Source organism: Sphingomonas sp. 37zxx, from assembly GCF_000786205.1.
In the GTDB taxonomy this organism is placed as follows: Bacteria; Pseudomonadota; Alphaproteobacteria; order Sphingomonadales; family Sphingomonadaceae; genus Sphingomonas.
Genome location: NZ_JROH01000003.1, coordinates 31570 through 51068 on the forward strand (window position 1 = coordinate 31570; position 19499 = coordinate 51068).

17 protein-coding genes are annotated in these 19499 nt (G+C 65.1%); 11 read left to right on the forward strand and 6 right to left on the reverse strand.

Features of this window, described 5'->3' with window-relative positions; all coding sequences use genetic code 11:
- Positions 1 to 53 precede the first annotated feature (53 nt).
- Positions 54 to 497 (forward strand): hypothetical protein, encoded by a 444-nt coding sequence (locus tag QU44_RS01520; RefSeq protein WP_033919675.1) that lies wholly within the window; start codon positions 54 to 56, stop codon positions 495 to 497.
- Positions 472 to 978 carry a MarR family transcriptional regulator gene (locus QU44_RS17310; RefSeq protein WP_052134227.1) on the forward strand — a complete coding sequence of 169 codons (507 nt, stop codon included), beginning with the start codon at positions 472 to 474 and terminating at the stop codon, positions 976 to 978. Before QU44_RS01520 ends, QU44_RS17310 begins: the two co-directional genes overlap by 26 nt.
- 11 nt (positions 979 to 989) lie before the next feature.
- On the opposite strand, the gene QU44_RS01530 is transcribed toward QU44_RS17310, so the two are convergent.
- The 3 genes from QU44_RS01530 to QU44_RS01540 form a co-directional block, all read right to left on the reverse strand.
- Positions 990 to 3089 (reverse strand): acetate--CoA ligase family protein, encoded by a 2100-nt coding sequence (locus QU44_RS01530; RefSeq protein WP_033919676.1) that lies wholly within the window; start codon positions 3087 to 3089, stop codon positions 990 to 992.
- Positions 3090 to 3120: 31 nt separating this feature from the next.
- On the reverse strand, positions 3121 to 3951 hold the full coding sequence (locus tag QU44_RS01535) for a p-hydroxycinnamoyl CoA hydratase/lyase (RefSeq protein ID WP_033919677.1): 831 nt from the start codon (positions 3949 to 3951) through the stop codon (positions 3121 to 3123).
- 111 nt (positions 3952 to 4062) lie between these two features.
- Entirely contained in the window at positions 4063 to 4527 is a 465-nt protein-coding gene (locus QU44_RS01540) for a MarR family winged helix-turn-helix transcriptional regulator (RefSeq protein WP_131600780.1), read from the reverse strand.
- Between the two features lie 156 nt (positions 4528 to 4683).
- On the opposite strand from QU44_RS01540, the gene QU44_RS01545 reads away from it, so the two are divergent.
- From QU44_RS01545 to QU44_RS01560, 4 genes are all read left to right on the forward strand, one after another.
- The gene (locus QU44_RS01545) at positions 4684 to 6105 is read left to right on the forward strand and encodes an aldehyde dehydrogenase family protein (protein WP_033919678.1); all 1422 of its coding nucleotides are present in this window, start codon (positions 4684 to 4686) and stop codon (positions 6103 to 6105) included.
- Complete coding sequence (locus tag QU44_RS01550; RefSeq protein ID WP_231621575.1) at positions 6089 to 7033, forward strand: helix-turn-helix domain-containing protein; 945 nt, start codon at positions 6089 to 6091, stop codon at positions 7031 to 7033. Before QU44_RS01545 ends, QU44_RS01550 begins: the two co-directional genes overlap by 17 nt.
- A gap of 128 nt (positions 7034 to 7161) precedes the next feature.
- On the forward strand, positions 7162 to 9792 hold the full coding sequence (locus QU44_RS01555; RefSeq protein WP_033919679.1) for a TonB-dependent receptor: 2631 nt from the start codon (positions 7162 to 7164) through the stop codon (positions 9790 to 9792).
- 16 nt (positions 9793 to 9808) lie between these two features.
- The gene (locus QU44_RS01560) at positions 9809 to 10879 is read left to right on the forward strand and encodes an NAD(P)-dependent alcohol dehydrogenase (protein ID WP_033919680.1); all 1071 of its coding nucleotides are present in this window, start codon (positions 9809 to 9811) and stop codon (positions 10877 to 10879) included.
- A gap of 163 nt (positions 10880 to 11042) precedes the next feature.
- On the opposite strand, the gene QU44_RS01565 is transcribed toward QU44_RS01560, so the two are convergent.
- Both QU44_RS01565 and QU44_RS01570 read right to left on the reverse strand, forming a co-directional pair.
- Positions 11043 to 11375, reverse strand: a complete 333-nt coding sequence (locus QU44_RS01565; protein ID WP_033919767.1) for a DUF6481 family protein — start codon at positions 11373 to 11375, stop codon at positions 11043 to 11045.
- 121 nt (positions 11376 to 11496) lie between these two features.
- A complete protein-coding gene (locus tag QU44_RS01570; protein ID WP_081987802.1) occupies positions 11497 to 12252 on the reverse strand; it encodes a competence/damage-inducible protein A in 756 nt (251 codons plus the stop codon).
- A 65-nt stretch (positions 12253 to 12317) separates the two neighbouring features.
- Between QU44_RS01570 and map the strand changes: the two genes are divergently transcribed.
- The 4 genes from map to QU44_RS01590 all read left to right on the forward strand — a co-directional run bounded on the left by map (position 12318) and on the right by QU44_RS01590 (position 16625).
- On the forward strand, positions 12318 to 13145 hold the full coding sequence (gene map, locus QU44_RS01575) for a type I methionyl aminopeptidase (RefSeq protein ID WP_033919682.1): 828 nt from the start codon (positions 12318 to 12320) through the stop codon (positions 13143 to 13145).
- A gap of 185 nt (positions 13146 to 13330) precedes the next feature.
- Entirely contained in the window at positions 13331 to 13669 is a 339-nt protein-coding gene (locus tag QU44_RS01580) for a P-II family nitrogen regulator (RefSeq protein ID WP_033919768.1), read from the forward strand.
- 116 nt (positions 13670 to 13785) lie between these two features.
- Complete coding sequence (gene glnA / locus QU44_RS01585; protein WP_033919683.1) at positions 13786 to 15198, forward strand: type I glutamate--ammonia ligase; 1413 nt, start codon at positions 13786 to 13788, stop codon at positions 15196 to 15198.
- A 128-nt stretch (positions 15199 to 15326) separates the two neighbouring features.
- Positions 15327 to 16625: a M20/M25/M40 family metallo-hydrolase gene (locus QU44_RS01590; RefSeq protein WP_033919684.1), complete on the forward strand. Its 1299-nt coding sequence runs from the start codon at positions 15327 to 15329 to the stop codon at positions 16623 to 16625.
- Between the two features lie 169 nt (positions 16626 to 16794).
- Here the strand turns inward: QU44_RS01590 and QU44_RS01595 are convergent, their stop codons facing one another.
- Complete coding sequence (locus tag QU44_RS01595; RefSeq protein WP_033919685.1) at positions 16795 to 17775, reverse strand: quinone oxidoreductase family protein; 981 nt, start codon at positions 17773 to 17775, stop codon at positions 16795 to 16797.
- Between the two features lie 188 nt (positions 17776 to 17963).
- Between QU44_RS01595 and QU44_RS01600 the strand changes: the two genes are divergently transcribed.
- On the forward strand, positions 17964 to 19388 hold the full coding sequence (locus QU44_RS01600) for an aldehyde dehydrogenase family protein (RefSeq protein ID WP_033919769.1): 1425 nt from the start codon (positions 17964 to 17966) through the stop codon (positions 19386 to 19388).
- Positions 19389 to 19499 lie beyond the last annotated feature (111 nt).

The following is a 19499-nucleotide window of genomic DNA, read 5'->3' on the forward strand; positions in this document are numbered from 1 at the left end:
TTGCCTGGTCGTCGCTCTTGCTCGCATGCGGATAGCATCGACGAGCCGGAGCGATGATCGGTCTACTATTCTGGCTGCTGACGGCATTGTCGTGTCTGTATGCCGCAGTCTTTGGGGGGAGAGACGGTCGATGGGCCGCATTCCTGATCATTCTCGCATCGCTGCTGACCATTCCGGCCGCGATGTTCGGCGGTCGCTATGGCCGCTTCGAACTCGACGTCTTTCTGGTCGACACATCGCTGTTGCTCGGCCTCTATATGCTCGCGATGGCAAGTCGCCGTTGGTGGCCACTGTGGATGACGGGCTTTCACCTGGTCGCGGTCACCTCGCATCTAAGCGCGGCGGTTGCCACGGGCTTCGTGGCCGACGCCTATCTAGCCGCCGCGTCGTTTTGGGCAATTCCGATGTCGATCGCCATGATTGTCGGCGTCACCCTGGATCACCGCGCTACCCGCGAAGGGAATCATACGCATGACCGGGTCGACCGAAGCCTTTAACGGGGTGCATGAGCGCCAGAACGCGCCAATCGCACCGCCGATGAAAACGTTCGTCGTGGAGCCGGAAAGCCTGGTTGCGGCAAACGAAACAGCCTTTGCCTCGGACATCGTCGCCATCACGGTTGCGGCAATGGTGCGCGACTATCTGAAGTCACGCCGCCAGCGCGAAAAGATATTCCCCGACAACCTGTTTGCCGATCCTGCCTGGGACATATTGCTCGATCTCTATGCATCCTCGGTCGAAGGGCGGCAGGTTTCGGTGAGCGACGCCTGCATCGCATCGGCGGTCCCGGCGTCGACCGGATTGCGCTGGATCGCACGGCTGGAAGAATATGCGTTCGTATGTCGTCGCCCCGATCCGCTCGACGCCAGGCGCTTCCTGCTCACGCTCAGCCAGCACGCAAGCACCTTGATTGGCAAATGGGCTGAAAGCACCTTCGCCGATCGGATGCGCTACACTGCGTCTCCCTTCCGCTCCTGACCCGGGCGCGATCACCCCTCGATCAGCATCAGCGCATCCAGCGCGAGTGCGCCCTCCCCCGCTGCGCCCAGAATGACCGGGTTCAGGTCGATCTCGGCAATGCCGGGGTTTGACTGCATCACCGCCGCGAGCCGCTCGACCAGCAGCGCCAATGCCTCGACGTCGAGCGGCGGCGCGCCGCGCCAGCCGCGCAGCAACGGCGCGCTGCGAAGGTGGTGCAGCGACCGCGCGATCGCGTCGCGTGAAGCTGTCGGCAGGATCAGGCAGACGTCCTTGAGGATTTCGGCCTGCACCCCGCCAAATCCTGCCAGCACCACCGGCCCCCAGTCCGGGTCGCGGCGCGCGCCGACGATCATCTCGGTGCCGCGCTTGCCCATCGCTTCGACCAGGATGCCGGCAAGCTGGATGTCGCGATCATAAGCGGTGACATTTGCCTGCATCCGATCCCACGCAGCCGCCACCGCGCCCGCATCGGCCAACCCCAGGATGACACCGCCAGCCTCGCTTTTATGCGGCAAATCGGCCGATTGCGCCTTCAACACCACCGGATAGCCAAGCGCCGCCGCCGCGCTGACCGCTTCATCGACCGTGGTCGCCAACCGCGCGCGGGGAAAGGCGATGCCGACATCGGCGAGCAACGCCTTGGCGCGATATTCGGGAACCACCCCCGCTTCGCCGCCCAGGTCCAGCGGCAGGTCGGGCAGCGGATCGACTCGCGCCGCCGGCACTGTCGCCGCGTCGCCAAGCCGTGCCACTGCGCGCAGCACCCGCTCGGCGGTCGGGAAATAGGGTGAGCCTAGCGCGCGCAACCGATCGAGAAAGGCGGGCGGCATCGGCCCTTCTTCATCGACCCCGGCGAACAGCACCGGCTTGGCTCCGCCGACATCCTCGATCGCGCGCAGGATCGCGGGCAGCTTCAGCGCGACGGTGCGCTCGTCGGTCTGGATGATCTGCACCAGCACCGCGCTGATCCGCGGATCGGCGGCCAGGGCGTCGATGGTGCGCGCGTACAGCTCGGGTTCGACCAATGCCTGCGCGGTGATGTCCACCGGGTTGCTCACCCCCACGAACGGCGGCAGCACCGCCCGCAGCGCAGGGGAATCGGCATCGGTCATCGCCGGCAGGTCGAGCCCCAGCGCCTCGGCCTGGTCGAGCGCCATCGCCTTGAGCGCCCCCGATTCCCCCACCACCGCCAGTCCGCCGACCGCGAGCGGCCCGCAGCGCGCCAGTATCTCGGCAATATCGCCCAATTCCTCCAGCGTTTCGGCGAATACCACGCCGGCCTGCGTCACCAGCGCGCGCATCACCGCATAGTCGCCGGCCATCGCGCCGGTATGGGTGGCGGCGCTTTCGCGAGCGGCGCTCGATTTGCCGGGATGGAGCAGCACCAGATGCTTGCCCGCCGCGCGGGCATTGCCCGCCAGCGCCAGGAAACGCCGGGGCTGGCGAAACTGTTCGACGATCAACGCGATGACGCGGGTAGCATCGTCGGCCAGCATCGCCTCGACATGATCCTCGACGCCGCTCGCAGCCTCGTTCCCGGTCGAAATCGAAAAGGTGACATCCACCGCCCGGCCGATCAGCGTCCCCGAAAGCACCGCCGCCATCGCCCCCGATTGCGACACCACCGCCACCCCGGCCTCGCCCCTGGGCGGCGCAGGATGGGTTTCGATGAAGGTCAGCGGGATCGAATCGCGGTAATTGACCAGCCCCAGGCAGTTCGGCCCTTCGACCACCATGCCCGTTTGCGCCGCGATCCGCGCGATTTCGCGCTGTTCGGCCATGCCCTCCTCACCGCCCTCGGCAAAGCCGGCGGAGAAGATCACCGCCGCGCCCACGCCGCGCGCGCCGAGCAGGCGCACCGCGTCCACCACCCCGGCGCGCGGGATCGCCAGGACTGCCACATCGACCCCGTCGGGCAAGGCATCGATCGACGGCAGACAGGGGCGCGGGCCGATCTCGCTGCGCTTTGGATTGATCAGATGAATCGCACCGGCAAAGCCGCAGCGTTCCAGATTGTCGAGCACCGTTGCCCCCAGCGCGCCGGGCTTGTCCGACGCGCCGACGATCGCTATCGATCGTGGCCGCAACAGCCGGTTGATGTCAGTCACAGATTATCTCCTGCCGTCGATTACTGAACGATCAAGCGTCCCGCTGCTGCTTCGACAGGTCATAAGAGCCCAGACCCGGCTTATAGGTCTTTTCGTCGATGAACTGACGGATGCCTTCCTTGCGGCCGCTATTGTCAAAGAAATTGGCGGCTTCCTGCGCGCGGACCAGATAGTCTTCGGCATCGTCATAGGTCATGTCCTTGACTCGGCGCACCGCATCCTTGGCTGCCTTCAGCGCCACCGGATTCTTCTTGAGCAATTCCTGCGCCAGCGACCGCACCCGATCCTCGAGCTGGTCCAGCGGCACGCTTTCGTTGACCAGCTTCCAGGCGGCGGCCTGTGGCCCTTCGATCAGCCCGCCGGTCAGCGTCATATACATCGCGTCGCGCATCGACAGCAGGTCGACCACCACCTTGGTCACCCCGCCGCCCGGCAGGATGCCCCAGTTGATCTCCGACAAGCCGAACTTCGCCTCATCCGCCGCAATCGCCAGGTCGCACGCGAACAGCGGGCCGAAACCGCCGCCGAAGCACCAGCCATTGACCATCGCGATCGTCGGCTTTTGATACCAGCGCAGCCGCCGGAACCAGCCATAGCTTTCGCGCTGCGCCTTGCGGGTGCCGCGCAGCCCCTGCGCCTCGGTCTCGCGGAAATACTCCTTCAGGTCCATGCCGGCGGACCAGGCGGTGCCTTCGCCCGAGAGGACGAACACGCCGACATCATCGCGGAACTCCAGCTCGTCGAGCACCTCCATCATGCGCCGGTTGAGCGTCGGGCTCATCGCGTTGCGCTTGTCGGGGCGGTTGAACTTCACCCAGGCGATACGATCCTCGACCCGGTAGGTGACGGTCGGCTGTTCCATGCGATCTCTCCATCGGTACCTTTATGCCGACGTAGTGTATCTTTAGGCTACAGTTTACAAGGTCTGTTTGTACCGTATCCGGCGTTTGCGGCGCACCGGGATCGGGCGCGGTTAGCCGGTCCGCGCCACCCGCGCCGGACGCGGCGGCCCACGACGAAACTTGGCGAGCAACATCAATAGCTGGTTCAACTCGTCATGGCTGAGCGGCTGGACTAGTTGGTCCTCCGATTCGCGCAGCGCGTCGATCATCGCGGCGATCGCCTGTTCGCCGGCAGCGGTGAGATACAGGCCATTGCTCCGCAAATCGCGGCCCGCCTGTCGCTCGACCCAGCCCCGCCCCTCCAGCGCGTTCACCAGCTTCATCGCGCTCGACCGGTTGATCGACAGCGCGCGCCCCAGGGTCGTCTGGCCGCACCCCGGATTGTCGCGGACCATCACCAATGCTGTCAGCCGCGCCGGTGAAATATCGAACGGCGCCAGCACGTCGCGCGCGTTGTTGTCGAGCTTCAGCCACGCCAATTGCACCTGATAGCCCAGCAATCCTTCGAGTTCGGGTGCTTCCTTCAGCCGGATCATTGCCTCTTGTCCATATTGTATCCCACAGATACACTCCTACCTAGATCGAGAGACGGAGCGACGACGAATCGCATAACCCCGCGACATAAACCAACGCCAGGCTGAACCCGCCTTTGTCAGGCGCGGTCAACAGCGATTGATCAGGAGAGCGACCCAATGGACCGCAGCTTTTTCATGACCATCGACGGGAAACCCGAATCGGGCATCGGCCAGTTCGATGTGATCAACCCGGCCACCGAACTGCCGGTGGCGCAATGCCCCAAGGCCGATGAAGCGATCGTCGATCGCGCGGTCGCCGCCGCCAAATCGGCCTTCCCCGCCTGGGCAGCTACCCCGATCGAAACCCGCGCCGCGCTGGTCGATTTGCTCGCCGATGCGCTGCAAAGCCGGATCGGCGAATTCGCCAGCCTGTTGACCGCCGAACAGGGCAAGCCGGTCGATCAGGCGCAATATGAAATCATGGGAAGCGTGTTCACGCTGAAGGCCTTCGCCCAGATGCGGCCCGAGCAGAAATTGCTCAAGGACGATGGGCATAACCGGGTGATCGAACATCGCACCCCGCTGGGCGTCGTCGCGGCGATCACACCGTGGAACTTCCCCGTCATCCTGGTGATCAACAAGCTGGGGCCGGCGCTGGTGACCGGCAACACCATGGTGATCAAACCGGCCCCCACCACGCCGCTCACCACCCTGCTGCTGGGCGAACTTTGCGCCGAAATCCTGCCGCCGGGCGTCGTCAACGTCATTTGCGATCAGAATGATCTGGGTGCGTATCTGACGCAGCATCCCGATGTCGCCAAGATCGCCTTCACCGGATCGACCGCCACGGGCAAGCGGGTGATGGCAAGCGCCGCCGCCGATGTGAAGCGCGTGACGCTGGAGCTGGGCGGCAACGATGCCGCGATCGTGCTCGACGATGTCGATGTGCGCCAGGTCGCGGCCAAGGTCTATGGCGGGGCGATGGCCAATGCCGGGCAGATCTGCGTGGCGATCAAGCGCGCTTATGTCCCCGCCCCGATGTACGACGATTTCTGCGACGAGCTGGCGCGGCTGGCCAAGGCGGCGGTGGTCGATGACGGATCGAAACAGGGCGCGACGATCGGCCCGATCCAGAACAAGGCGCAATATGACAAGGTGAAGGCGCTGCTGGCCGATGCGCGCGAACGCGGCACGGTGATCGCCGGCGGTGAGGCGCTCGATCGGCCGGGCTATTTCATCCCGCCCACCATCGTGCGCGACTTGCCCGACGATGCGCCGCTGGTGCGCGAGGAACAATTCGGCCCGGTGCTGCCGGTGCTGAAATATACCGACATCGACGATGTGATCGCACGCGCCAATGACAGCGACTATGGCCTGGGCGGCACGGTGTGGGGCCGCGACGTCGAACGGGCGACCGCGGTGGCGATGAAGATCGACACCGGCACCGTGTGGGTGAACCAGTATCTGGCGATCGATGCCAACATCCCCTTCCGGGGATCGAAACAGTCGGGGTTCGGCGGCGAACTGGGCCAGGCCGGGCTGGACGAATATACCCAGGCGCACATCATCAATGCAGTACCGCTTGAAGCAATGGCTTAAAGCCGTGCTGGAGCATTTCAGCACCCGCACCGTCCCGGCGGAACGGCGCTATCTGTTCTGGCGCGACCTGGTGGCAGAGACCTTTCCCGGCATGACGGTGGAGCCCAAGGTCGGCATTCGTGCCGACCTTGCCCGCTGGGAATTGGGGCGGCTGGCGATGGCACGCGCGCATAGCGACCAATCGCGCGTCAATCGCCATGCCCGTCAGCAGGACGATCGCCATCTGATCCTGCACCTGCAACGCCAGGGGCGGATGATGCTGTCACAGGGCAACCGCACCTCGCTCGCCAGCCGCGGCGACATCGTCGTCGCCGATGGCAGCACCCCCTATTCGATCGACATTTCGCACGCCAATGACTGCCTGATCGTCAGCGTTCCGTTCGATCTGATGCAGCCGATGGGCACCGACCGCCCGTTTCACGCGCATCTGCTGCCGGGGCGCGACCCGCAGGTGGCGGTGCTGCAAAAGATGATCGAGGGGCTGTGGCTCGAACGCGAGACGCTCGATCAGGTCGATCAGGGCATGGATCAGGTGATCGGATCGCTGACTCGCATGGCGTTGCTTCGCTGCACACCCGAAGACGACGACACCAGCCACGATCAGGCGCGCGGCATCATCGATTATGTCGAGCGCCATCTGTACGATCCTGGCCTTGGCACGGCGCAGATCGCGCTGGCGACCGGCCTGTCGACCCGCGCGGTGCAGAAATGCTTTGCCCGCCAATTGGGGGCAACGCCCACCGCCTTTATCTCGCAGCGCCGGCTGGAGCGGGCGGCGCAGATGCTCGATGCCCGCCCCTATGCCTCGGTGACCGAAATCGCCTTTGCGCTCGGGTATAATGATTCCGCCTTTTTCAGCCGCTGCTTTCGCCGGCAACACGGCGTCAGCCCCCGGCACTGGCGCGAGCGCGCGGGCGTGGCGCGCTGAGGCCGAAGCCAGCCGTTCGCTTCCATCCATGTCCCCCGTTCGCTGGGGTGCAAGACGCCCGGCGGCAGGTGCCGGTATCCCGGTGTGACAATAGCCGCAAACGGCATCGGCCACCAAGGGGGAGGCATATGGCACATAGCATTCTGGCAGGGTTTCTACTCGGATCGACCTCGCTCGTCCTCATGCCGACAGCGGCGCTGGCCCAGGATCGGGAGGCCAAGGCCCAGGAGGCCCCGCCTCCCGCCGATGAGCCGCCGCAAGGCGATTCGGCGATCAAGGACATCATCGTCACCGCACAAAAGCGCGCCCAGAGCGTGCAGGAAGTGCCGATCGCGGTATCGGCCTTCACCGCCGAAGCGCTCGAGACGCGCGCGGTCAGCACCGTGGCGCAGCTTGGCAATGTCACGCCGAACGTGACGCTCGACGCGGGCACGCCATTTTCGGGATCGAGCGCGGTGCTGTCGGCCTTTATCCGCGGCATCGGATCGGACGATTTCGCCTTCAACATCGATCCCGGCGTCGGCATCTATATCGATGGCGTCTATCTGGCACGCACCGTCGGCGCGAACCAGGATCTGCTCGATATCGAGCGGGTCGAAGTGCTAAAAGGGCCGCAGGGCACGTTGTTCGGGCGCAACACCATCGGCGGTGCCATCAGCATCGTGACTCGCAACCCCGGCGACACCTTCCGGCTGGTCGGCGATCTGACCGCGGGCAGCTTTAACTATGCACGGCTGCGGGTATCGGCGGACCTGCCGATCGCGCCGGGCCTGGGGATGCTGGTCAGCGCGGCGGTGAAGACCCGCGACGGCTATTTGCAGCGCATCCCCTTTCCCGACACGCGCGCGGCCAATGCCGATGCGATGAACGCCTTCCCGGCGTCGGGCTATTCATCGAACGAGCGTGAAGGCGGCGACAATGACCGCGTTTTCCGCATGAAGCTGCGCTACGACAATGGCGGGGCGTTCACCGCTACTCTGGGGGCCGATTACACCTTCAGCGATTCGACCGGCCTTGCCAACAAGCTGCTGGGCGTGCCCGAAACGCCGGGCAATTTCGCCGGCACTGCCAATTTGCCCGGCACCGGCTTTGACCCCACCGGCACCACCGGGTTCAGCTTTGCCGGGCTGTATAATTTCTGCATCGGCGCGACCCCTGCCGAAATTGCGGCGCGCGGGGCGGCGGCGCTGTGTGGTGGCCGGGGCACGCAATTCAGCGGCGGTTTCCGCCTGCCGGGGCTGGGCAGCCGCAATGTCGATGGCGATCCGTCGAACGATCTGCTGCCCTGGGACAATCGCTTCGTCACCGACGACAAGGACAGCAGCTACGCCACCGGCATGAACTTCTCGCGGCTGCGCAACTGGGGCGCGACGCTGACGCTCGACTATGACCTGTCGAACGACATCGCGGTGCGCTCGATCAGCGCCTATCGCAAGCTCGATTGGCGCGCAGGCATCGACGGTGACGGCACGCCGCTGAACTTCCTGCATCTGTCCTTCCCGCTCGACCAGAAGCAGTTCAGCCAGGAATTGCAGCTGATCGGCAAGGGGCTGGGCGGCAAGCTCAACTATGTCCTGGGAGCCTATTATTTCGAGGAATCTGGCAATCAGCGCGACTTCGTCACCTTTGCCGAAGGGCTGGTGCAGGTCGATGGCGACAATGTCTTCGATACCAAGAATTATGCATTTTTCGGCCAGGTCGATTGGCGGCCGATCGATTTGATCGGTGTTACGCTGGGCGGGCGCTACACCAGCGAAACCAAACAGTTTGAAGGGTTTCAGCAGGAGCTGAACGGGTTCAACTACAAGCTGTTCGGCTGTTCGGATGCCAATGGCAATGTGACGCCCGGCGGTGCCTTCCCGCTCGCCCCGATCCCGTGCGCGGTCGGATTGTCCTATCCCGATCCGACCAATCCGGTACGAGTCTATCCGCCGGGCCTGCGCGAACAGAAATTCGACAATTTCGCGCCAAAGGTCAGCGTTCAGATCCACCCGGCCGAACGGGTGATGCTGTACGGGTCATGGTCACAAGGGTATAAAACCGGCGGCTGGACCACGCGGCTGACCAACCCGCAAACCGAAGTCGATCCCTTTGGCGAGGAGCTGGTCACCACCTGGGAAATCGGCATCAAATCACAGATGTTCGATCGCCGGCTACAGATCAACGCGGCAGCCTTTTCGACCGACTACGAGGGCATCCAGCTCAATTTCCAGGAAGGCACCTCGCCCACCATCCGCAATGCCGGTGACGCGCGAATCCAGGGGTTCGAGATCGAGGCGGTACTGTCGGCCGCGCGCGGCCTGACGCTGAACGCATCGGTCGGCTATCTGCACACCGAATATACCGATGTCCTGCCCGGCGTGCTCGCGGTCAGCGCCCCCGATGCTTTCCAGGCGGGGACCGAGATCGGCGCGACCCTGCCCAAATCGCCCAACTGGAAAACCAGCATCGCGCCGCAATATGTGACTGCCTTGCCCGGCGGGTCGACGCTGACGCTGGCGGCGGATTGGAGCCATTCGAGCGATGCGTGGAACAACGCCCAGCGCACCTTCGCGCTTCGCCGCGACGCCTATGATCTGGTGAACGCCAACATCACCTGGGTCGAGCCCGATGGCCGCTATTCGATCGGTGCGGGCGGCACCAACATCCTTGGCAGCCGCTATCTGACTACGGGCAATTCCAACGTAGCGGTCGGCACATTTTTCGGCACGTATAACCGACCGGCCGAATGGTTCGTCCGGTTCGGCTTCAACTTCTGACGATGGGGCGTAGCGCATGAAGATTCAGGCCGCCGTGGTGGATGCGCCGGGCATGACACCGGCGATCCGGCAATTGCGGATCGATGCGCCGCGCCCCGACGAAGTGCTGGTTCGAATCCACGCCGCCGGCATCTGCCATACCGACATGGTGCTGCGCGACGGCCATTTGCCACTCACCTTCCCCGCCGTGCTGGGGCATGAAGGCGCCGGCATCGTCGAACAGGTCGGCGCGGAGGTTCATGGGCTGTTCCCCGGCGACCGCGTCGTGCTGAGCTTTCGCAGTTGCGGCACCTGTCCCTCCTGCACCGATCATGCGCCCGCCTATTGCCATCAATTCGTGCCGCTCAATTTCGACGGGCGGCGAACCGATGGCAGCCACAAATTGTTCGACGATCAACAGGGCGTTTCGGGCAATGTCTTTGGCCAGTCGTGCTTTGCCAGCCATGTCCTGGCCTATGCCGACAATGTCATCCGGGTGGAGGCGGACGTGCCGTTCCACCTGCTCGCGCCGCTTGGCTGCGGTATCCAGACCGGGGTGGGCACGGTGCTCGAGGCGCTGAAAGTTCGGCGCGGCGAGCGGATCGCGATCCTGGGGGCGGGCGGCGTCGGGCTGGCAGCGGTGATGGCGGCCAGGATCGCGCAGGCGGGCCTGATCGCGGTGATCGACCGGCACGATACGCGGCAGCAGCTCGCCAAATCGGTCGGCGCAACCTGCACCAGCGCCAATGTCGGCGATCTGCCCGGCGATTTCGACCATATCATCGACACCACCGGCGTCATCGATCTGGCAGCGACCGCCGCCCAGAAACTGGCGATTCGCGGCACGCTGGCGCTGGTGGGGGCCTATCCGCCGGTCGAATCGATCGCGATCGGCCCCGCATTCCTGATGAGCGCGGGCCGGCGGATCATCGGCGTGATCGAAGGCAGCGTCGAGCCCAAGAAATTCGTGCCGCGGCTGGCCCAGATGGTCGAAACCGGGGCGTTGCCGATCGACCGGCTGGTGCAATGCTACCCCTTCGACCAGATCGTCGAGGCGATCGCCGATTCGGAAAGCGGGCGCGTGGTGAAGCCGGTCCTGACCTTCTGATCAGGGTCGCGGCTGTCAGCAAAGCTAAAGAATGATCCCGTAATGTTCGGGCACCTCCATCGTCATTCCCGCGAAGGCGGGAATCCATATTCCAGTGCGGTGGCTATGGATTCCCGCCTTCGCGGGAATGACGATGGGAGGATTGCTGGTCGAACCTAAAGCCTTACTTCCGCTGCTTGCGCGCCGCATAGCGGGCGTCGCGCGCGGCCTTTTTGTCGATCTCGGCCTGTTCGGCATCCTTGGCGGCTTGCAGGATCGCGGCCTCGGCTTCGGCGGCCTTGGTGAGCTTTTCGGCTTCGGCGGCTTCCTTGGCGGCGATTTTCTCACGCTGGCGCTCGGCGGCGGCGGCTTCGCGGCGTTCGGCGGCGGCGAGGCGCTCGGCAACCACGGCCGGATCCATCGGCGGCTTGGCGCGCAGCTTTTCTAGCGCCTTTTCCTTTGCCTGCTTCGACAGGGCCTGGCGCTCTTGGAAATCGGGGGCTTTGTACGCACTCATAAGGGGCAAATCACTCCATTGGGTCCAGATCGCGCATCGAGGATCGATCAGCGCCAGCATCGAACAGCGGCTCCCTAGGGCAATTCGCCGGCAATGTCGCCCCCGCCCTGGGGGAAGTTCTTCAGATTCCGCCGGCGGTGATCGCTCGGCCCTCGGCCTCGATCCGCGCGGTCAGATCGGCGATGCACGTATCGACGACCATCGCATCGGTCGCGCGCACGACGAAGTTCGCGCCGACCTTGCCCTCGCGAAAGAAGGGGTAGCTGCCGATCGCCACGCCGTCATGCGCCGCCTCGACCGAGCGGAGCAGCTCGGCGACTTCGCTTTCGGCGACCCAGCAGCCGATGGTGCCGCTGACCACCGGACGCCCGCCCTCGAGCGTGCCGGTCAGCGCATCGAGCATTCCCGCCGCGATATGCGGCACGCCGGCCAGGATGAACAAATTGCCGTGGCGGATGCCCGGCGCGCCCGACATCGCATTGGCGATCAGCTCGGCCCCTTGCGGCACCCGCGCCATCCGCAGCCGCGCATCGGTGATGCCGCCGCGCGCGGCATAATGCTGCTCCAGCATCGCGCGCGCCTCGGGATGGACGATCACCGGCACGCCCAGCGCCTGCGCGATGGCATCGACGGTGATGTCGTCATGCGTCGGGCCGATGCCGCCGGTGGTGAAGCAATAATCGCAGCGGCTGCGAAGCGCGTCGACCGCCTCGCCGATCGCCGCCATCGTATCGCCGACGACGCGCACCTCGGCCAGGCGGATGCCCTGCACATTCAGCCAGCTCGCCAGTTGCGCGACATTCTTGTCCTGTGTCCGGCCCGAGAGAATCTCGTCGCCGATCACTACCAGCCCTGCGGTCCAGATGCGTTCGTTCATACCCCAAGCGCATAGACCAGCCGCCTCCCCTCGCAAAGTCGGGCTTTGGGCGTTATGGGTGGGCGATGACCGAATATGTAACCGTCGCGCCCGATGCGCCGCTATCGCGCGATGGCGCGATCCACCTGTACGGCCCCGATGCGTTCGAAGGGATGCGCCCCGCCGGGCGGCTGGCCGCCGAAATCCTCGATACCATCACGCCGCTGATGGTGCCGGGCGCGCTGACCCGCGACATCGACGATGCGATTCGCGTCCAGATGCTGGCGGCGGGCGCGGTGCCCGCGACGCTTGGCTATCGCGGCTACACCCACAGCAGCTGCATCTCGATCAACCATGTCGTGTGCCACGGCATCCCGTCGGAGCGGACGCTGAAGGACGGCGACATCGTCAATGTCGACGTCACCCCGTTGCTGAACGGCTGGCATGGCGATTCGAGCCGGATGTACCTGATCGGCGATGTCCCGCTAAAGGCGCGGCGGCTGGTCGATGTCACCTATGAATGCCTGATGCTGGGCATCGAACAGGCGGTGCCGGGCAATCACATGGGCGACGTCGCGCATGCGATCCAGCGCCATGCCGAACAGCATCGCTATGGCGTGGTGCGCGATTTTTGCGGCCACGGCGTCGGGCGGCTGTTCCACGACGCCCCCGAAGTCGTCCATGTCGGTCGCCCCGGCACCGGCCCCGAATTGCGCCCCGGCATGATCTTCACGATCGAACCGATGATCAATGTCGGGCGCGCCGATGTGAAATTGCTCGACGATGGCTGGACGGCGGTGACTCGCGACCGCAGCCTGTCGGCGCAGTTCGAACATACGATCGCGATCACCGAAACCGGGTGTGAGATCTTCACGCTCAGCCCGGCGGGGATGCACCAGCCGCCCTACGCCTGACCCGGCCGGCGCTACCCTGCCCGGCCTACCCCGCCGCCATGCCCGCCAAACGGGCAGCCAGCGCTGTCTGCCCGGTTTTTTGGCACCCGATTAACCTTGCACTTCGGCGGTTCGCGAGCGAAAATCGCCTCCGCCGACATTGGCACGATTTTTGAAGCCGCATCGGCGACGATTTGGGGGAAAGCGTGAAAAAGATCGAAGCCATCATCAAGCCGTTCAAGCTGGATGAGGTGAAGGAGGCGCTGCACGATGTCGGCGTGTCGGGCATCACCGTGACCGAGGCAAAGGGCTTTGGCCGGCAAAAGGGCCATACCGAACTGTATCGCGGCGCCGAATATGTCGTCGATTTCCTGCCCAAGGTGAAGCTTGAGGTGGTGATCGAGGATTCGCTGGCCGAGCGCGTGGTCGAAGCGATCGCCACCGCGGCGCAGACCGGGCGAATCGGCGATGGCAAGATTTTCGTCAGCCATGTCGAAACCGCGCTGCGGATTCGCACCGGCGAACGCAACGAAGACGCGATCTAAGCTGACGGCATTTGACGCGGCGCAACATCCTGTGAAAAGGATGGCGACGCGAAACATCCTTGCGCGACTCGTGCGTGCAACTTTGCGAACCGAACGAACCGAAAGGGACTGACACGATGGCCACCGACGCCGGCGCAATTCTGAAGCGAATGAAGGAAGAAGAGATCGAGTGGGTCGATCTTCGCTTCACGGACCCCAAGGGCAAGTGGCAGCATCTGACGATGGTCGCCGGCCTGCTGGGCGAAGACGAGTTGACCGACGGCCTGATGTTCGACGGCTCCTCGATCGCCGGCTGGAAGGCGATCAACGAGAGCGACATGACGCTCATGCCCGATCTGGATGCGGTCTATACCGATCCTTTCTCGGCAACGCCGATGCTGATCATCTTCTGCGACGTGGTCGAGCCATCGACCGGCGAGCTATATGCCCGCGATCCGCGCTCGACCGCCAAGCGCGCCGAGGCGTATCTCAAGAACACCGGGATCGGCGACACCGTCTATGTCGGCCCCGAAGCCGAATTCTTCATGTTCGACGATGTCCGGTTCGAAAATAGCTATAACACCAGCTATTATCAGATCGACGACATCGAACTGCCGACCAACACCGGCCGCGTCTATGAAGCCGGCAATATGGGCCACCGGCCGCGCGCCAAGGGCGGCTATTTCCCCGTCGCACCGGTCGACAGCGCCGTCGACATTCGCGGCGAGATGGTCTCGACGATGATTGAGATGGGCCTGCCCTGCGACAAGCATCACCATGAAGTCGCCGCCGCACAGCACGAGCTTGGCCTCACCTTCGGCACGCTGACGCAGACCGCCGACCGGATGCAGATCTATAAGTACGTCGTGCATCAGGTCGCGCATGCCTATGGCAAGTCGGCGACGTTCATGCCCAAGCCGATCAAGGAAGATAATGGTTCGGGGATGCATACGCATTTCTCGATCTGGAACGGCAAGGAGCCGTTGTTCGCTGGCAATGGCTATGCCGGCCTGTCCGAAATGTGCCTGTATTTCATCGGCGGCATCATCAAGCATGCCAAGGCGGTCAACGCCTTCACCAACCCGTCGACCAACAGCTACAAGCGGCTGGTGCCGGGCTATGAAGCGCCGGTGCTGCTCGCCTATTCGGCGCGCAACCGTTCGGCGTCGTGCCGCATTCCTTATGGCACCGGGCCGAAGTCGAAGCGCGTCGAGGTTCGCTTCCCCGATGCGCTGGCCAACCCCTATCTCGCTTATGCGGCGCTGATGATGGCTGGCCTCGACGGCATCCAGAACAAGATCCATCCGGGCGAAGCGATGGACAAGAATCTGTACGACCTGCCGCCCGCCGAACTGGCCGAAGTCCCCACCGTCTGCGCGTCATTGCGCGAGGCACTCGAGTGCCTGACCGCCGATCACGACTTCCTGCTGAAGGGCGACGTGTTCAGCAAGGATCAGATCGAGAGCTATATCGAGCTGAAGTATGAGGACGTGGCGCGCTGGGAAATGACCCCGAGCCCGGTCGAATACGACATGTACTACAGCAGCTGAGCGCGGCGTTGCCGTGACGAGGTGATGAAAAGGGCGGCGGGAGCGATCCTGCCGCCCTTTTTGGTTTCGTACCGCCCGCTGCCCCGTCCGGGGTATCCCCCGCCCATCGCAGCAATTAGGCTCGCCCCATGACCCGCCCCGCCCTCACCGCGCTCGCCCTGCTCATCGCCACCCCCGCCGCCGCGCAAACAGCGCCGCAGGTCGCTGCGATGCGCCAGACCGTCGCCGCCGAAACCGCGCGCCACGAAGCGCTGCTCCAGAAGCTGGTCGAGCAGAATTCAGGCACGCTCAACCTCGCCGGGGTGAAGGCGGTCGGCGACATGATGCGCGCCGAGTTCGAGCCGCTGGGCTTCACAGTCGATTGGGTCGATCAATCGGCGGTCGAACGCGCGGGGCATCTGGTCGCCACACACAAGGGCAATGGCCGTGGCAAGCGCATCCTGATGATCGGCCATCTCGACACGGTGTTCGAACCGACCTCGCCGTTCCAGGCGTATAAGGTCGAGGGCCGCCGCGCGGTCGGCCCCGGCGTGGGCGACGACAAGGGCGGAATGGTCGTGATCGTCGCGGCGCTGCGCGCGATGCAGGCGGCGGGCACGCTCAAAAACGCCGACATCACCGTGGTGCTCACCGGCGACGAGGAACGCACCGGGCGTCCCGCGATCCAGGCGCGCGAGGCGCTGATCGCGGCGGGCAAGGCAAGCGACGTCGCGCTCGAATATGAAGGCCTCGCGGTCGAGGGCGGCACCGAATATGGCACCGTCGCGCGGCGCAGCTCGACCAGTTGGGAATTGCGCACCAGCGGCAAGACCGGCCATTCGAGCGGGGTGTTCGGCAAGGCACTGGGCTATGGCGCGATCTATGAAATGGCGCGCATCCTCGACGGCTTTCGCCGCGAGCTGCCCGAGCCCAACCTCACCTATAATGTCGGCGTGCTGGCGGGCGGCACGCCGGCCGCGATCGACGCCGCCGGGGTCACCGCGACGGGCAGCGGCAAGACCAACATCGTCGCCGAAACCGCGATCGCGCGCGGCGATCTTCGCACGTTGACGCCGAGCCAGGACCAGTCGGTGCGCGCCAAGATGGCGGCGATCGTCGCGGCGCACCTGCCGCAGACCGGCGCGACGCTGACCTTCTTCGACGGGATGCCGCCAATGGCCCCGAGCGACGGCAACCGCGCGCTGCTGGCGACGCTCAACGCGGTCAATCGCGACCTGAAACTGCCCGAAATGCCCGAATACGACCCCGCCAAGCGCGGTGCCGCCGATTCGGGCTGGGTCGCCGCCAACGTGCCGACGCTGGCCGGGCTGGGCGCGGTGGGCGGCGCGGCGCATGCTGAGGGCGAATGGCTCGACCTCGACAGCCTGCCGCGCCAAGCGCTACGCAATGCGGCGTTTTTGACGCGGTTGGCGGGGGAGAAGCGCTGACCGCCCCCACCCACTCCGTTCGTGCTGAGTAGCGACCGAGTAGCCCGCAGGGCGTATCGAGGGCGCGTATCGAAGCACCTGCCCGACAACGGTCCTTCGATACGCCGCTTCGATACGCTGCTGCGCAGCTACTCAGCGGCTACTCAGGAAGAACGGGGGTGTCGCTGACTCAAGGCAACAACACCGTGCTCCCCGTCGTCTCCCCCGCCTCGATCGCGCGATGCGCCTTCGCCACCTCGGCCAGCGCGAAGGTCTGGCCGATATGCGCCGCGATCGCGCCGTCGCGCAGCATCGCGAACACCCGGTCGGCCGCCTGCTGCCGCGCGGCTTGCGTCGTGGCATAATCGAACAAGGTCGGGCGAGTGACGAACAACGATCCCTTCGCCGCCAGCACCCCCAGATTGACACCCTCGACCGGCCCGCTGGCATTGCCATAGCTGACGATCAGCCCGCGCCGCGCCGCGCTGTCGAGTGATGCGCCCCATGTCGCCTTGCCGACGCCATCGAACACCACCGGTACGCCAGCGCCATCGGTGATGGCGCGCACCCGCGCGGCAATGTCATCCGATCGGTGGAGAATGACGTGATCCGCCCCCGCCTGGCGCGCCTGGTCCGCCTTGGCCTCGCTACCCACCACACCGATCACGCTTGCGCCGATCGCCTTGAGCCAGCCGACCAGCAACAGCCCCACCCCGCCGGCGGCGGCATGGACCAGCACCGTTTGCCCCGCCTGCACCCGCGCGCATGGCTCGATCAGGAACCAGGCGGTTGCCCCTTTCAGCATCAGCGCCGCCGCATCGGCATCGGCGACGTCATCGGGCAGGCGCACCAGTTGATCGACCGCAACATTGCGTGCGGTGGCATAGGCCCCGCGCGAAGGGCCGAAGGTGCCGACCCGGTCACCGATCGCAAAGCCTTCGACGCCCTCGCCCAGCGCCTCAACCACACCGGCTCCCTCGGCCCCCAGCACCGCCGGAAACGCCACCGGATACAGCCCGCTGCGGTGATAGGTGTCGATATAGTTCAGCCCGATCGCCGTCGCGCGCAGCCGCACCTCGCCCGCGCCCGGCGGCGGCAGGTCGACCTCGGCCCATTCGAACGCATCGGCACCGCCGGTCGCCGCCAGCCGCTGTACCCATGCCGCGCTCACGCTGCGCCGCCTGCGATATGTCCGTCCATATGATCCTGGCTCCTGGCTGTTTGGATGATGCCATGCCTGACAACGGCAATGCGCTCCTTTTGTCTACCGCCAAACACCGGCCATAGGTTTCGGGTTGCAACGCTTCGCCGCCACCCCCATCCTTGATCGCGTACCCGACCTTCAAAAAGGACCGCGAAATGGCCGATTATCTGCAGCATTATATCGACGGCAAATGGGTCGACAGCCAGGGCGGCACCCGCCACGCGGTGATCAACCCCGCAACCGAACAGTCCTGCACCCACATCACGCTGGGCACCCCGGCTGATGTCGATACGGCGGTAGCCGCCGCGCGCCGCGCGTTCGACAGCTTCAGCCAGACCAGTGTCGACGAGCGGATCGCGCTGCTCGAAGCGATCATGGCCGAATACAAGCACCGCGCGGGTGACCTTGCCCAGGCGATCGCGCTCGAAATGGGCTGCCCGATTTCGGTTGCGAAGACCGCGCAGGTCGGGTCGGGGGTCGGCCATCTTGCCGCCGCGATCAAGGCGCTTGGCGATTTCGCCTTTGAAGAAACGATCAACACCAGCATCGTCGTGCATGAGCCGATCGGCGTCGTCGCGCTGATCACCCCGTGGAACTGGCCGCTGAACCAGATCGTCGCCAAGGTCGCGCCCGCGCTCGCGGCAGGCAATACGATGATCCTCAAGCCATCGGAAGAAGCGCCGGCATGCGCCGCGATCTTCGCCGAAGTGCTCGAAGCCGCCGGGGTGCCGCCGGGCGTGTTCAACCTGATCAATGGCGATGGCGCGGGCGTCGGTGCGGCGCTGTCGGCGCATCCGGGGATCGACATGGTCAGTTTCACCGGGTCGACGCGCGCGGGGATCATGGTCGCCAAGAGCGCCGCCGACACCGTCAAGCGGGTGCATCAGGAACTGGGCGGCAAGGCCCCATCGGTGGTGCTCGACAGCGCCGACATGGCCAAGGCGGTGCCGGGGACGCTGATGAGCGTGCTGCTCAATTCCGGGCAAAGCTGCATCGCCCCCACCCGCCTGCTGGTCCCCGCCGCCCGCCAGGCCGAAGCGGTCGCCATCGCCAAGCAGATGATGACCGCGACGCAGACCGGCGACCCGATGACCGAAGGCCGCCATATCGGCCCGCTGGTGAACAAGGCGCAGTTCGACAAGGTGCAGGGCTTGATCGAAACCGCGATCGCCGAGGGCGCGACGCTCGAAGCGGGCGGCCCCGGCAGGCCCGAAGGCGTCGATGCCGGCTATTTCGTCCGGCCCACGCTGTTCTCGGGCGTCACCAACGACATGACGATCGCGCGCGAGGAAATCTTTGGCCCGGTGGTGACGATCATCCCCTATGCCAGCGAGGAGGAAGCGATCCGCATCGCCAACGATACGCCTTATGGGTTGTCGGCGGTGCTGTTCGGCGACCGCGAGGGGGTCAAGCGAGTCGCGCCCCGGCTGCGCGCTGGCATGGTGTACATCAATGGCGGCCAGCCCGACCCCAGCGTAGCGTTCGGCGGCTACAAGCAATCGGGCAATGGCCGCGAATATGGCAAGTTCGGCTTGGCCGAATTCATGGAAGTGAAGTCGGTGATCGGGGTGCTTGCCTGATCGCTTGAAGCATAATGACCCGATGCTGACCGATTTCCGTCGCCATTCCCGCGAAGGCGGGAATCCATGTTTCAGTGCGGTGGCTATGGATTCCCGCCTTCGCGGGAATGA